The 14,288-nt window shown below is 64.7% G+C and carries 14 protein-coding genes and 1 pseudogene; 6 read left to right on the top strand and 9 right to left on the bottom strand.

The annotated features are described in order from the left end of the window. Positions 1-27 precede the first annotated feature (27 nt). Positions 28-582: a YqaA family protein gene (locus EAO80_RS06450; RefSeq protein ID WP_245998495.1), complete on the bottom strand. Its 555-nt coding sequence runs from the start codon at positions 580-582 to the stop codon at positions 28-30. An 81-nt stretch (positions 583-663) separates the two neighbouring features. Between EAO80_RS06450 and EAO80_RS06445 the strand changes: the two genes are divergently transcribed. The 3 genes from EAO80_RS06445 (at position 664) to ggt (ending at position 4,641) form a co-directional block, all read left to right on the top strand. Continuing rightward, entirely contained in the window at positions 664-1,506 is an 843-nt protein-coding gene (locus EAO80_RS06445) for an HpcH/HpaI aldolase/citrate lyase family protein (RefSeq protein WP_122089110.1), read from the top strand. A 63-nt stretch (positions 1,507-1,569) separates the two neighbouring features. Next, positions 1,570-2,826, top strand: a complete 1,257-nt coding sequence (locus EAO80_RS06440) for a Glu/Leu/Phe/Val family dehydrogenase (protein WP_122089109.1) — start codon at positions 1,570-1,572, stop codon at positions 2,824-2,826. Positions 2,827-3,027: 201 nt separating this feature from the next. Next, the gene (ggt, locus tag EAO80_RS06435) at positions 3,028-4,641 is read left to right on the top strand and encodes a gamma-glutamyltransferase (protein WP_122089108.1); all 1,614 of its coding nucleotides are present in this window, start codon (positions 3,028-3,030) and stop codon (positions 4,639-4,641) included. A gap of 217 nt (positions 4,642-4,858) precedes the next feature. On the opposite strand, the gene EAO80_RS06430 is transcribed toward ggt, so the two are convergent. Beyond that, positions 4,859-6,769 carry an ABC transporter ATP-binding protein gene (locus EAO80_RS06430; RefSeq protein WP_122089107.1) on the bottom strand — a complete coding sequence of 637 codons (1,911 nt, stop codon included), beginning with the start codon at positions 6,767-6,769 and terminating at the stop codon, positions 4,859-4,861. A 127-nt stretch (positions 6,770-6,896) separates the two neighbouring features. Between EAO80_RS06430 and EAO80_RS06425 the strand changes: the two genes are divergently transcribed. Then, the gene (locus EAO80_RS06425; RefSeq protein WP_122089106.1) at positions 6,897-7,079 is read left to right on the top strand and encodes a YHS domain-containing protein; all 183 of its coding nucleotides are present in this window, start codon (positions 6,897-6,899) and stop codon (positions 7,077-7,079) included. A 96-nt stretch (positions 7,080-7,175) separates the two neighbouring features. Here EAO80_RS06425 and EAO80_RS06420 read toward each other — a convergent pair whose 3' ends face one another. Further along, a complete protein-coding gene (locus tag EAO80_RS06420; RefSeq protein ID WP_122089105.1) occupies positions 7,176-8,318 on the bottom strand; it encodes an acyl-CoA dehydrogenase family protein in 1,143 nt (380 codons plus the stop codon). A 96-nt stretch (positions 8,319-8,414) separates the two neighbouring features. Here EAO80_RS06420 and EAO80_RS06415 point away from each other — a divergent pair, with 96 nt between their 5' ends. Further along, positions 8,415-9,212, top strand: a complete 798-nt coding sequence (locus EAO80_RS06415) for an RIO1 family regulatory kinase/ATPase domain-containing protein (protein ID WP_122089104.1) — start codon at positions 8,415-8,417, stop codon at positions 9,210-9,212. A gap of 89 nt (positions 9,213-9,301) precedes the next feature. Then, positions 9,302-10,834, top strand: a complete 1,533-nt coding sequence (locus EAO80_RS06410; protein WP_122089103.1) for an aldehyde dehydrogenase family protein — start codon at positions 9,302-9,304, stop codon at positions 10,832-10,834. 296 nt (positions 10,835-11,130) lie between these two features. Here the strand turns inward: EAO80_RS06410 and EAO80_RS06405 are convergent, their stop codons facing one another. From EAO80_RS06405 to EAO80_RS06380, 6 genes and pseudogenes are all read right to left on the bottom strand, one after another. After that, positions 11,131-11,940: a carbon-nitrogen family hydrolase gene (locus EAO80_RS06405; RefSeq protein ID WP_122089102.1), complete on the bottom strand. Its 810-nt coding sequence runs from the start codon at positions 11,938-11,940 to the stop codon at positions 11,131-11,133. Next, a complete protein-coding gene (locus EAO80_RS06400; RefSeq protein WP_122089101.1) occupies positions 11,937-12,371 on the bottom strand; it encodes an SRPBCC family protein in 435 nt (144 codons plus the stop codon). The genes EAO80_RS06405 and EAO80_RS06400 overlap by 4 nt, the downstream gene beginning before the upstream one ends. Positions 12,372-12,410: 39 nt before the next feature. Then, positions 12,411-12,635 carry a DUF7123 family protein gene (locus EAO80_RS06395; RefSeq protein WP_122089100.1) on the bottom strand — a complete coding sequence of 75 codons (225 nt, stop codon included), beginning with the start codon at positions 12,633-12,635 and terminating at the stop codon, positions 12,411-12,413. 41 nt (positions 12,636-12,676) lie between these two features. After that, complete coding sequence (locus tag EAO80_RS06390) at positions 12,677-12,862, bottom strand: DUF7525 family protein (RefSeq protein WP_122089099.1); 186 nt, start codon at positions 12,860-12,862, stop codon at positions 12,677-12,679. Positions 12,863-12,915: 53 nt separating this feature from the next. Next, on the bottom strand, positions 12,916-13,947 hold the full coding sequence (locus EAO80_RS06385; RefSeq protein WP_122089098.1) for a phosphate signaling complex PhoU family protein: 1,032 nt from the start codon (positions 13,945-13,947) through the stop codon (positions 12,916-12,918). A gap of 72 nt (positions 13,948-14,019) precedes the next feature. Further along, a pseudogene (locus tag EAO80_RS06380) lies at positions 14,020-14,288 on the bottom strand (NAD(+)/NADH kinase); the annotation flags it as partial.

The raw sequence follows: 14,288 nt of genomic DNA, 5'->3' as shown, positions 1-14,288 counted from the left end.
AACGCTGGCGTTCGCGGCTCGTCCGTACTATATCACGCTCGTCAACCCGCCGACGAGGCCGAGCGTCACGAGCAGCCGTCCGAGGCTTCCGACGAACGTCGCCACCGCGAACCGCCAGTAGTTCCCCTCTAAAACGGCGAAGGCGTACAGCGAGATCGTATCGGGGAAAAACGGGACACACAGCGCGAGCGCCAACCCCACGTAGCCGTACTTCTGGGCGATCTCGACCGTTTGTTTCTCGGACCACGCGACGATGTCGAACCGGGAGCGTTCGAGCCAGCGGACGATCGGACCCGCCTGTTTGGCCTCCTGTCCGATGTGGAACGCGAACACGCTCCCGATGGCCTTTCCGGTCGCACTGGTTAGGATGATCACGGCGAGCGTCATCACCCGCGACGGGGTGATATCGAGCGGCGCCGCCAGGACGATCTCGCTCGGGCCCGGCAACGCGAACGCGATCAGAAAGGAGTAAACGAACACGATACCGACGCCGGGCCATCCGGTCGCCGTCTCGACCAGGGTCCGGACCCAATCGAGCCCTCCCCCCTGAAGGAGCGCGACGCCGATAGTCGAACTGTCCACGATAGATGTCGGCCCGCCAACGACATAAACGTCTCCTTCTCCTTCGTCGGGGTACATACGGAAGGCGACCGAACGTCCCCCATGGTCCGTCGAAGCGTCATGTTCACACCCGGCGATCGCCCCGAGATGCTCCGCAAAGCGCCCGGTTCGGGCGCGGACGTGATCGTCTTCGACCTCGAGGACGCCGTCGCCCCCGAACGAAAGACCGAGGCCCGCGAGGCGGTCGCCGAGATCCTCGCGGAGTCGGCGTTCGATCCCGACTGCGAGGTCTGCGTCCGGGTCAATCCCGAGTTCGAGGACGACCTCGCGATGTTCGAACACGTCCGGCCTGACTGTCTGATGGTACCGAAAGTAACCGGGACGAACGACCTGGCGGCGCTCGACGAGGCCGTCCGTGAGTACGGTGACTCGCTTCCCGTCCTCGCGCTGATCGAGAACGCGGCGGGCGTGCTTGCCGCACCCGAAATCGCCTCACACGGCCCCACCGACGCGCTCGTCTTCGGTGCCGAGGACCTCTCGGCGGATATCGGCGCGACCCGCACCTCGGACGGAACGGAGGTCCTCTACGCCCGCGAGCGGGTCGTGATCGCCGCCAGCGCCGCCGGTTGCGAGGCGATCGACACCGTCTACACCGACATCGAGGACACAGAGGGGCTCGCCGATGAGACCCGGTTCGCGATCCAGTTGGGCTACGACGGCAAGATGGCGATCCACCCCGCTCAGGTGGGACCGATCAACGACGCGTTCACGCCCGACGAGGACGAAATCGAGTGGGCGGACCGAGTGCTTGACGCCCGACAACAGGCCGACCGGGACGCTCGTGGCGTCTTTCGCGTCGACGGGGAGATGATCGATGCCCCGCTGATCGCGCGGGCCGAACGGATCCGCGAGCGGGCCGCCCTCGCCGATTCCGACGGTACCTGATCCGTCACGATATAACCCCGTGTTCCGGCACGCTTAACATCGCACCCGGTGTGAAAGTAACCAATGGCCGAGGAAGTCAACCCTTTCGAGAGTTTACAGGAGCAGGTCGACGACGCCGCCGCGTATCTCGACGTCGATAAGGGTGTCCTCGATCGGTTGAAACACCCCCAACGCGTCCTCGAGACGAACCTCTCGGTCGAACTCGACGACGGTTCACTGGGGCGATTTCGGGGTTTTCGATCGCAGTTCAACGGGGATCGCGGGCCGTACAAGGGAGGAATCCGCTATCATCCGAACGTCTCCCGTGACGAGGTAAAGGCGCTGTCGGGCTGGATGGTGTATAAGTGTGCGATCGTCGGTATTCCCTACGGCGGCGGGAAGGGCGGGATCGTCATCGATCCCACGGAGTACTCCGAGGCCGAGCTCGAACGGATTACACGGGCCTTTGCGACCGAACTCCGCCCGCTCATCGGAGAGGACCGCGATATTCCCGCACCTGACGTCAACACCGGCCAGCGCGAGATGAACTGGCTCAAGGACACCTACGAGACGTTGGAGAACACCACCGCGCCGGGCGTCGTCACCGGCAAGGCGATCGAGAGCGGTGGCAGCGAGGGGCGCGTCGAGGCGACGGGTCGCTCGACCATGCTCACCGCCCGGGAGGCCTTTTCCTACCTCGGCCGCGATATCGCGGACGCCACCGTCGCCGTTCAGGGCTACGGCAACGCCGGCTGGATCGCCGCGAATCTGCTGGAGGAGCAGGGCGCGACGGTCGTCGCGGTCTCGGACTCCTCGGGGGCGATCTATGGCGAATCCGGCCTCGATACGCAGGCCGTGCGCGATCACAAGGACGAGACCGGCAGCGTCGTCGATTACGAGGGTGCCGACGAGGAGTTCTCCGGCGAGGAGCTGCTGACGCTCGACGTCGACCTGCTCGTGCCCGCGGCCCTCGAGAACGCCATCGACGAGGAGCTCGCCCGCGAGGTCGAGGCCGACGTGATCGTCGAGGCCGCCAACGGCCCCCTGACGCCCGACGCCGACGACGTGCTGACCGACCGCGAGGTGACCGTCTTTCCAGACATCCTCACGAACGCCGGCGGGGTGACCGTGAGCTACTTCGAGTGGGTCCAGAACCGCCAGCGCTTCTACTGGGACGAAGAGCGGGTGAACGACGAACTGGAGGCCGTGATCGTCACCGCCTTCGAGGACCTCGTCGAGGCGTACGAGGAACACGACGTGCCGAACTTCCGGACCGCGGCCTACGTCGTCGCGATCGGGCGGGTCGTGAACGCGTTCGAGGAAGGCGGCACGTTCCCCTAAACGCGAAAGTCCTTAGCACGCCTGTACAGGCGTATTTCGCCCTTTTCGTTTCCGGCCAGGACCGCTTAGGGAGCTTGCCCTTCCCGCCCTTTTCGCGTGGCTGCCGGACTGGTAGCCACGCTCGGATCGGCCACCGCATCGCCCGTAGCCTCCCTTTGCCCCTTCTTCACCATTGAATACCCCCCGGTACGGACGCCCGGCATGGAGTTCGAGTATCCCTGGGAGTTCGCCGGCCGGCGCTCGGCGGTCATGGCCCCAAACGGTATGGTCGCGACGAGCCATCCACTGGCGGCACGAACGGGCGTGAAAACCCTCGAAGAGGGCGGAAACGCCGCCGACGCCGCGGTCGCGACCGCCGCCGTACTGAACGTCGTCGAACCCCACATGACCGGGATCGGCGGCGACATGTTCGCGCTCACTCAGTTCGACGGCGAATACCGCGCGCTCAACGGGAGCGGTCGGGCGCCCGCCGACGCCGATCTCGAGGACTACCGCGAGCGAACCGACACCGAGGAAAACGGCGAGCCGGCCATGCCCACCGCGGGAGGGCTGCCCGTCACGGTACCGGGCGCGCTCGACGGCTGGTCGACGCTACTTGATACCTACGGTACCGTCGACCTCGCCGATCTCTTAGAGCCCGCGATCGAGTACGCCGACTCCGGAATCCCGGTCACCGAGTACGTCGCCCGCCAGTGGGAGAATGCCGCCGACAGAATCGCCGGGTTCGATACGAGCGCCGAAACCTTCCTGCGGGACGGCCGAGCGCCCGACCCCGGCGAGCACTTCGCCAACCCCACGTTCGCCGAGTCGCTCGGTCTGATCGCCCGCGAGGGCCCCGAGGCGCTCTACGGCGGGGAACTGGGCGAGGAGGTCGTCGATGTCGTCGGAGACCACGGCGGGACGCTCTCACTGTCGGACCTCGAGGCCCACGAGAGCACCTGGGAGGAGCCGATCAGCACGGAGTACGGCGGGATCGAGGTGCTCGAACATCCGCCCAACGGCCAGGGGATCGTCGCGCTCGAAGCGCTCAACCTCGCTGTGGAACTCGGGATCGAGGACAAGCCGACCGACGAAAACCGCCTCCACCGACTGATCGAGGCGACCAAACTCGCCTTCGCGGACGGCTACGCCCACGTGAGTGACCCCGCGCACGTCGAGGTTCCCACGGAGACGATGCGCTCGAAGGATTACGCACGCGAGCGCGCGAGCGAAATCGGACCTGAAGCGAAGACGTACGGTGCGAAGGCGAGTGAACACGCGAACACGGCCTATCTCACCGTCGTCGACCCACAGGGTAACGCCGTCTCGTTTATCAACAGCATCTACATGAGCTTCGGCAGCGGGCTCACGGTGGGCGGCTTTGCGCTGCAGAACCGCGGGCACTCGTTCAGCCTCGATCCCGATCACCCCAATCGGCTGGCGCCCGAAAAGCGGCCGTTCCACACCATCATCCCCGCAATGCTCCGCGAGGACGGCGAGTTTCGCGCCTCGTGGGGCGTGATGGGCGGGTCGATGCAGCCACAGGGCCACCTGCAGGTCGCCGCCAACATGGTCGACGGGCTGAACCCGCAGGCCGCACTCGACGCACCCCGATTCCGCTGGCTCGACGGGACTCGTGTCGCGCTCGAAACCTCGCGGCTCCCCGATACCGTCGTCGAGGGATTGCGAGAGCGTGGCCACGAGGTCGTCGAGGAAGGTGAGTTCTTCGGCGAGGGTGGTCACTGGGGTGGCGGCCAGGTCGTCTACCGCGACGAGGAGGGAAGCCTGATCGGTGGGTCGGATCCACGGAAGGACGGGCAGGCGGTCGGGTTCTAGAAAGCCCTCGCCCGGCCTAGCGGCCTTCGCTCACGGGACGCGAAGCGACCTCGCGCTGGTCGCCCGTTTCAGGTCCCTAAGAAAGGCCAACTTGCGAGCGGTTCGGATCCGAACCGCTCGCTGAGGACGCCAGCCTTTCCCCGTCCTCCTCGCGTAGCTGCCGGACTGGCAGCCACGCTCGGACCGGCCACCGTACCGTACTGCTCCGTTCGGCTTTTCAGTCCTCGGAGGCTCCCGAATCGGAACCCGTTTCGACCTCGCCGGCCTGCACACCCCAGAGGGTCGCGTAGGTCCCGCCCGTCTCCAGAAGCTCCTCGTGGGTCCCCCGCTCGGTGATCCGGCCACCCTCGATCACGAGGATCGTATCGGCGCCCTTCACCGTCGAGAGCCGGTGGGCGATGGCGAACGTCGTGCGCTCGGCGGTGAGTCGGTCAAGGCTCTCCTGAATCAGCCGCTCGGTCTCGGTATCGACGTCGGAGGTCGCCTCGTCGAGAATGAGGATCTCCGGGTCCTGCAGGATCGTCCGCGCGATCGAGAGCCGTTGTTGCTGGCCTCCCGAGAGTTTGACCCCGCGTTCTCCGATCCGGGTGTCGTAGCCCTTCGGCAGATCGAGGATGAACTCGTGGGCTTCGGCTGCGCGGGCGGATTCCCGGATCCGCTCCTCGCCCGCATCGAAGTCACCGTACTGAACGTTCTCGGCGACGGTACCGTCGAAGAGGTAGGCGTCCTGGCCGACGTAGCCGATCGCACCCCGCAGGCTCGACAGCGTCAGGTCGCGAACGTCGTGGCCGTCGACGCGGATCTCGCCGCGGTCGACTTCGTACAGCCGCAACAGGAGTTTCAGCAGGGTCGATTTGCCCGCGCCGGTCGGCCCGATGAGCGCGACGGTATTTCCGGGTTCGACCTCGAAATCGATGTCGTGGAGAACGCGCTCGCCCGAGGCCTCCTGCTCGGCCGCCTTGAGCGCGTTCTCGGGATAGGCGAAGTCGACGTGGTCGTACTCGACGCATCCCTCTGGATCGTCGAGCGAGACCGCATCGGGGGCGTCGGTGATCCGAACGGGGATGTCCATCAGCCCGAAGACGCGCTCGCTGGAGGCCTTCGCGTTCTCGTACTGGTCGATGATGTTCGAGACCTCCGCGAGCGGTGTGACGAACCGCTGGGTCATCAACAGGAACGTGACGAACGTGCCCACCGTGAGTTCGCCAGTGAAGGGACCCGGCGCGCCCGAGAAGAGCCAGATCCCGCCGACGACGAACGTGGTCCCAAAAGCGACCCCCGCCAGCAGCTCCATGCCCGGCCGGTAGACGTAGTTGTATTTGATTACCCGCATCGTCTGCTCGAAGTACTCGTAGGAGGCGCGCCGAACGCGCTCGGTTTCGTACTCCTCGGTCGTGGCCGTCTTGACGAGTTGGATCCCACCTAAACTGTTCTCCAGGCGGGTGTTCAGGTCGCCGACGCTGGCGCGCTGGGCGACGTAGATCGGCTCGACGACCCGCATGAACCAGAGGGTAAACAGTACCATCGCCGGCACCGCGATCAGCGTGACGAACGCGAGCTGGGCGTTGAGATAGAACAGGATAACGGCGATCCCGAGCAGCATCACGCCCAGCCGCGCGGAGTTCTGCAGGGCGTCGTCGAGGAAGACCTCTAGATTCGAGGCGTCGTTGTTCAGCACGCTCATCACCTCGCCGGTCTGTTTGTCGTCGAAAAACGGCATGTCAAGGCGTTGCATCCGCTCGAAGCTGTCGGTGCGAACCGCGTGCATCACGCGATGTGCGAAGACGTTTGCGGCGATCCCGTAGACCCACGTGAAAAGGGCCGTCGTGAGGAAGGCGCCGAAGATCAGCGCCGCCGAGAACCAGAACTGGCCCGACTGCGTCGCGGGGAGCCACGCGTCGGGAACCACGGGAAGCGAGAAGGGCTCGGTCTCGACGAAGATCGCATCGAGGGCGATCCCTAGCACCAGCGGGGGAAGCAGGCTCGCGAGCCGGGCGACGACGTTCGCGGCCATTCCGAGTCCGAACCACCGGATCTCGGGTCGCCCGTAGACACGGAACAACCGGACGAGCGGGCGCTCGACCCGGTCACGATAGACGTCGAAGACGTTCTCCTCGGTCGCACCCATCTGCCGTCACGAACGAATCGGGGGCGTATGTATCCGCCGAAACTCCACGTCGAGACCCGGTTTCGCCCGGCGGCCGGCAGTCGCACACCGGTGACTTTTGCCGTCGGGGACACAACGCATACCTACCATGACCGACTGTCCGGTCTGTGACAACGAGATCGAAGAGACCACTCCCGGCTCCGAGGAGGGCTACGGCGGGGAGAGCTACGCGCCCGCCCAGACGGAGTTCGACGACGAGATCTACTACTTCTGCTGTTCGGATCACAAGGAATCGTTCGAAGCGGCTCCCGAGGAGTACGCGGGTTCGTAACCGACCGCCAGCCTTTCCCCGCCCTCCTCACGTGGCTGCCGGACTGGCAGCCACGCTCGGACCGGCCACCACACCTGTTTACACCGAACGGCCGTTTTACAGCCCGATCTCCCGACCGATGACGAGGTGTTGGATCTCGCTGGTGCCCTCGCCGATCTCCATCAGTTTCGCGTCGCGATAAAAACGCTGGGGCGCGAAGTCCTCGGTGTAGCCGTAGCCTCCCAAGACCTGCACGGCGTCCTCTGCGACCTCACGACAGGCCTCGCTGGCGTCGAGTTTTGCGAGCGCGCTCTTTCTGGTGACCTCCTCGCCCCGGTCGTAGGTCGTGGCCGCGTCGTGGGTGAGCAAACGGGCGCGCTCGGTCTTCCGGTGCATCGCGACGACGGTGTTCCAAACCGCGTCGAACTTCGAGATCGGCTGGCCGAACTGCTCGCGTTCGGTGCTGTACTGTCGAGCGGCCTCGTAGGCGCCCTGCGCAAGCCCCACGGAGAGGGCCGCGATGCTGATTCGCCCGCCGTCGAGGGTTTTCTTCGTCTGGTCCCAACCGTCGCCCTCCTCGCCGAGCAGGCGGTCCTCGGGGAGACGGAGGTCGTCGAATCGAATCTCACAGGTCGGTGATGCGTTCAGTCCCATCTTGTCCCAGATCGTCGTCACCTCGAAGCCGTCGTCCTCGCGGGGGTCGACGATGAACGTCGAAATCCCGTCGTAGCCCGCCTCGGGGTCGGTGACGGCCTTCACCAGTATCGAGCCGGCTTCCGAGGCGTTGGTGATGAACTGTTTGGTGCCGTTTATGACGTACTCGTCGCCGTCCTTTTCGGCGCGGGTATCCATGTCCGAGGCGTCCGACCCGCTTCCGGGCTCGGTCAACGCCCACCCGCCGACGTACTCGCCCTCCGCGAGCGGTTTCAACCATCTCTCCTTCTGTTCGTCGGTTCCAAACAGCTCGATCGGCTTCGAGGCGAGGCTGACGTGGGCGGCATACGAGAGTCCGATCGAGCCCGAAACCCGACCCAGCTCCTCGGTGACGAGCGCGTACATCAGCTGATCGCCGCCGAGTCCACCGTCCTCCTCGCTGATGGGCACACCCATGATGTCCAACTGCGCGAGCTGCTCGAAGACCTCCTCGGGATAGCGGTGTTCGCTCTCGATTGCCTGGGCGATGGGCGCGATCTCCTCCTCACAGAAGTCCCGGACGGTGTCCCGGATCATTCGGTGTTCGTCGGGGAGCCTGAAATCCATACCCCGTCTTGCGCGAGTGTCGGCTTAAAAACAGCGAACGACCGTGATAGACCGGTCGCGAAGCGCCTATACCCTTCGGGATCGTTCGTTCAGTGAATGGAGTTCCGTCGGCTGATTCGTGGGCGAGTCGACGAGCCACAGCTCGAACGAATCGGTCGCGAGATCGCCAAGCGATACGACCGCGAGAGCGTTCGCATCTCGGTGTTGGAGGCGGACAACTGGCTCTCGACGCCGTGTGTCGTCGACGAGGAATGGTTCGTAAAGGTGATCAGCCCGCAGAACGCGCTGGTGCAGGCGCTCTTTACTGGCGCGCGCAATCTCGGCGTCTTCTCACGGGGCGAGGAAGGGTTCTTCGAGCGCTTCGAGGACCCACTGGCGATGAGCCAGCACGAACTGGAGGCCACCCGGAGGGTCCGCGAGATCGGGCTGAACGCTCCCGAGCCGATCGAGGCCTTCGGCGTCGACGAGTTCGGCGTTCTCGTCCTCGAATATCTCCCGGAGTTTCGTACCCTCGACGAACTTCCATCCACCGAGGTCGAGGCGCTTGCGTCCGAACTGTTCTCGGCGCTCACGCTCATGCACGCCAACAACCTCGCCCACGGCGACCTCCGGGGCGAGAACGTCCTCGTCCACGGCGGGGAACTGTACTTCATCGACGCGACCAACGTCCGAAAGGACGGGCTCTCGACCGCGCGAGCCTACGACATCGCCTGTGCGATCGCGACGCTCGAACCCGCGCTCGGAGCGAACTGTACCGTCGATCTCGCCGCCGAGCACTACGACGCCGCGACGCTGCTTGCCGCACGTGACTTCCTCGATCTCGTCCGCCTGCGCCCGGACCACGAGTTCGAGGCCACCCGATTGAAGGGTGAAATCGAACGACGAGCGGACTGATCCGTCGCTTCGGTTTCGGCTCCGATCCCGCCCCCACATCCGACTGGAGGGCAGCTTTTTACCCTCGCCTCGCAAACTCCCGGACGATCATGAGTCAACAAGCCACAAGCGCCTCGCAGCACTACATCGCCGGGGAATGGACCGACGGCAAGGGGAGCGAGACCTTCAAGAGCGTCAACCCCGCGACCGGCGAGACGCTCGGCGAGTTCCGCCGAGGCACCGAAGAGGACATCGACCGCGCGCTTTCAGCCGCCGAGGGGGCCACAGAGGAGTGGTGCGCCCTCTCGTACATCGACCGCGCGGAGTACCTCTGGGACATCTACCACGAACTGAAAGAGCGCCACGACGAGTTGGGTCGGGTCGTCACCGAGGAGTGTGGCAAGGAGATCAGTGAGGGAAAGGCCGACGTCGCCGAGGCCTGGCACATGGTCGAGTGGGCCGCGGGCAACGCCCGCCATCCCCACGGTGACGTGGTTCCCTCGGAGATCCCCGCAAAGGACGCCTACATGCGCCGCAAGCCACGCGGTGTCGTCGGCTGCATTACCCCGTGGAACTTCCCCGTCGCGATCCCGTTCTGGCACATGGCGGTCTCGCTGGTGGAGGGCAACACGGTGGTGTGGAAGCCCGCCGAACAGACGCCTCGCTGCGGGCAGATCATCGCCGAAATGTTCGAGGACGCGGGCATCCCTGATGGAGTCTTCAACATGGTCCAGGGCTTCGGCGACGCCGGTAACGCCATCGTCGAGGACGAGCGCGTTTCGACCGTGCTGTTCACCGGCTCCGCGGAGGTCGGCCACGAGATCGCGGGAAAAGTGGGTTCTGAACCCGGCAAACTGGCCGCCTGCGAGATGGGCGGGAAGAACGGCATCGTCGTGACCGAACAGGCCGATATGGACACGGCAGTTCACTCCGCGATCATGTCGAGCTTCAAGACCACCGGCCAGCGCTGCGTTTCGAGCGAACGCCTGATCGTCCACTCTGACCTGTATGACGAGTTCAAGGAGCGCTATGTCGAACTCGCCGAGTCGGTCAAGATCGGCGACCCGATGGACGAGGACACCTTCATGGGGCCCGTCGTGGACGACAGTCAGGTCGAGAAGTTCCACAAATACAACGACCTCGCGCGACAGGAGGGCGGGCGCGTACTGGTCGACCGCGCGGAGCCCGATTCAGGAGAACTTCCGGAGGGCTCGGAGGACGGCCACTGGGTCGGCCCCTTCGTCTACGAGATCGACTACGACCCGGAGCTTCGCTGCCTGCAGGAGGAGGTCTTCGGTCCCCACGTCGCCCTGGTGGAGTACGAGGGTGACGTCGAAGAGGCCATCGAGATCCACAACGACACGCCCTACGGGCTCGCGGGCGCGATCATAAGCGAGGACTACCGCCAGATCAACGCCTTCCGGGACTACGGCGAGGTCGGACTCGGCTATGCGAACCTGCCGTGTATCGGCGCGGAGGTCCACCTCCCCTTCGGCGGCGTGAAGAAGTCGGGCAACGGGTATCCGAGCGCGCGCGAGGTCATCGAGGCCGTCACCGAGCGCACCGCCTTCACCCTGAACAACTCGCGGGACATCGAGATGGCCCAGGGACTCTCGGCGGACATCAAGACCGGCGACGACTGAGGAACAGAAAACGGGGCCGGGCTAGACCCCGTTCGATAGGCACTGTGCTGGCTTGCACCAGCGCTCCGTTCTACCACGCCACTGACTATCAGTATACAGACGCTAACCAGTATTAGGCGGCTGTTAGAACGAACGGAACGAGGCGAGAGATGGACCGTCCGGGTGCGGTCCAGCGGAGCGCGACGCGGGTTGTGTGTGCCGTCAAGCGAGAAAAGCGCTCTTCGGCATCCCCTACTCGGGGGTCGAGCCTAATAAACGTGTTTGCTCGGATCTGACCGATTACCGGTGTAGAACCGTTATGATCTCCGGTCCCGAAGGGCGGGGAACTCCTCGCGGACCCGCTCGACGCGCTCGGGATCGACTTCGCTCGTGATCAGTGCCGGTTCGTCCGCAGCGCTCGCGAGCGTCGTCCCCCACGGGTCGAAAACGGTCGAGCGACCCAAGAGCGTCGAGCCCTCGAACTCGGCGCTCCCGTTGACGGTCGCGACGTAACACTGGTTCTCGATGGCGCGCGCCCGCGCGAGCGTCATCCAGTGTTCGACGCGCGGGTAGGGCCACGCGCTCGGTACGAGCAGGAGGTCGACACCCTGATCGACGAGGTCGCGATACAGTTCGGGGAATCGAAGGTCATAACACGTCGTGATTCCGACGGTGAACCCCTCGACCTCGCAGATCCCCGAGCGGGGGTCCTCGCCCGGCACCAACAGTTCGGATTCGGCCGATTCGTATCCGAAGAGGTGGTGTTTCCGGTAGATCGCCCGGCGCTCGCCCGAGTGACCGAAGAGAACGGCGGTGTTGGCGAGTCCTTCGTCGGCGGGCGTATCGGCCCCGGTCGTCGCCGCGAGGTCCTCGACGATCGTTCCCGCGAGCACGTTGATCCCGTACTCGACGGCAGCTTCGGAGAGTTGCGATAACGTCGGCCCCGACAACCCCTCCGCCGCGCGTTCGTACTCCTCGAAGGCGAAGTAGCCGACGTTGAAGATCTCCGGCAGGCAGACCAGATCCGCATCGCGCTCGGCAGCCTCGGCGATGGCTTCGACCGCGCGCTCGACGTTCGTCTCGATTGCGCCGTGTTCGATGTCCAGTTGGGCGAGCGCGAGCTTCATTGCCGTTCGTCGAGGTACTCTCGGATCGCGTTCTCTAGATTTTCGAGCTCCGAATCGAGGTTTTTCTTGAAGAACCGCTCGACGCCGGGGAGCTTACCGTCGACGACGAACTCGTTGGTGAGCCGACATCCGTCTTCTAGCGCTTCAAGCCGGTGGGTACCGGTGACCTGCATCACTTTCGAGCGGCCGACGAACTCGACGTAGTTCGGCGGATCTCGGGTGACGTCCTCGGTTTCGACGCGGGCGGCCCGCCGGATCACGGGGATTGGAATGTCGATATACCAGGTCGCTTTTCGGCCCGATCCGTCCTCGACTTCGTACTCCGAGACGACGCTGATCGCTTGCGCACGCCGCTCGGGGTCCGAAATGAACTCCCAGACCTCCTCGCAGGTCGCCGGTAGCGTAAAACGTCGCTGGACCCGAACAGTCATACTACGAGTCGGGAAGCCTGCGACCAAAAAGACGCCGGATCAACTCAGGGTGACCTTCCACGTCGTCGAGCGCGATCGGCCCCACTTCTCGATTTCGACCTCGTCGGTCTTCTCATCGAGATACGGGAGTCGCGCGCCGACCTGTTTCGATGAGAGACCAAGCGCCTTCGCGATGTGTTTCGATCGGAAGTAGCTCTCGCCAGCTGAAACGCTGTCACGGAGGTAGGTGAGAATGCGCTGGTCGTCGTCCGTGATATCGCTCATTGGTCCGATGTAGGGTACAGACGGACTTTAACATTTCCCGCCTACGTGTAGGCGTGGACTGCCACCACGAGGATCGTCCCGGCGATCATTGCCGCCGCGAAGCCCCACGCGCTGATCAGCCCGCCCGGTACGGCGACCATCGCGAGCGCGCCGCCGGCGGCCAGCAGTCCGAAGAGTAGCCCTATCCCGATCCCCTTGTCTGAGGTCACCTGCGTCGTTCGTGCCATGTCTCGCCATACGCGGACGGGGCGATTAGTGCGTTGTGGTTCCCGAAAGCCGATCAGTGAATCGTGACGTGCTCGCTCTCCTTGTTCAACGCGAGGTTCGCCGCGATCTCGGCGTTCCGCATGGCGAACTGGGCGGTCTGCTGGAGGCTGACGAGGACCTCCCGAACCTTCAGGAGGTCCTCGTTGTCCATCTCGGGGAGGTCGTTCAGGATCTCGTCCTCGCGATCGGAGATCTCCTTGAACAGCTCGCGGACCTCGATCGTCAGGTCGTAATCGCGCTTGACGGCCGCCTCGACCGCCAGTACCGTGATGTCATCGACCTGGTCGGTGAACTCCCGGATGCGGCGCATCGTCGCGCTGTCGACGTTCAACGAGTGGTCCTCGGATTCGAGGGCGATCTCGGCGATGTCCTCGGCGTTGTCGGCGGTGAGCTCGAGGTTCTTCGCGATCGATCGGTAGCCGATCAGCGCGAACCCGTCGTCCAGCCCGACCGCCCGCGCAAGCGTCGGGTTCTGGTAGGCAGTGAAGATCAGTCTGAGCAGGAGGACGAAGATCTTGTTGGCCTGTCGTTCGCGGTTGAGTGCCCGGCGGGCGAGATCGGGATTGCCCATCGCGAGGGCCTTGACCGCCTCGCCACGCATCGTGCTGCCGGTGTTTTCGAGGCGCTGGAGGAGGTTGTCAAGGGTGAAGTCCTCGGGATCGACCGAACACCGGATCGCGATGCTCTCTGGGGTCTCCTCGATCACGCCCAGCCCCATGAGCTGGGTCTCGGCCTCGTAGATGGCGTTGATGTGGTCAGACGAGAGCGCTCCGTCTTCCTGTTCGACGTGGATGATCCGACGGCCGAGCACGTACTGGGCGATGATAGCCCGCTCGACCGCTCGGGCGTCGAGCTCGTCGGCGTGGATGATCGCCTCGCTTTCCTCCCGGTCGGCAGACTCGGGCATCACCGTCAGCGCGCCCTTGCTCCCTCGCCGCAAGGTCACCTCGTCGCCCTTCTCGACGCCGTGTTCTTTCGCCCAGTCCGCGGGTAACGTCATCGCCAACGTCGATGGTCCCAGCCGCTGGACCTTTCGCGTATCCATGGCGGCGATATGCCTTGGGGGGTATTAATATTCACTACCTGCTCATTATATGTCTAATAATAATGGCGACGTTCAGACGATTCGGAGCATCCGGCGTTCGACCCGCCCAACCCGGACCCGCGTCCAACCGCGAAGCTCCTCGTCGAGGTCGGGATCCCCAGTATCGACGCGGAGCACCCCGGTTTCGTCGAGCTTCGAGCGTGAGGCGACGATCACGATTTCACACCGCCGGATTACGGCGGGTGAGAGCTGCTGGTTGCCCCGCCCGAAGACGAACCCCTGGCCGCCGATCGGCGAGACGACGATGACGTTTCGCTCGCCGAGAGCGTCGAGGATCTCCG

Origin of the sequence: Halalkalicoccus subterraneus (assembly GCF_003697815.1) — an archaeon.
Taxonomy (GTDB): domain Archaea; phylum Halobacteriota; class Halobacteria; order Halobacteriales; family Halalkalicoccaceae; genus Halalkalicoccus; species Halalkalicoccus subterraneus.
This window is presented reverse-complemented; position numbering and strand designations above follow the sequence as displayed.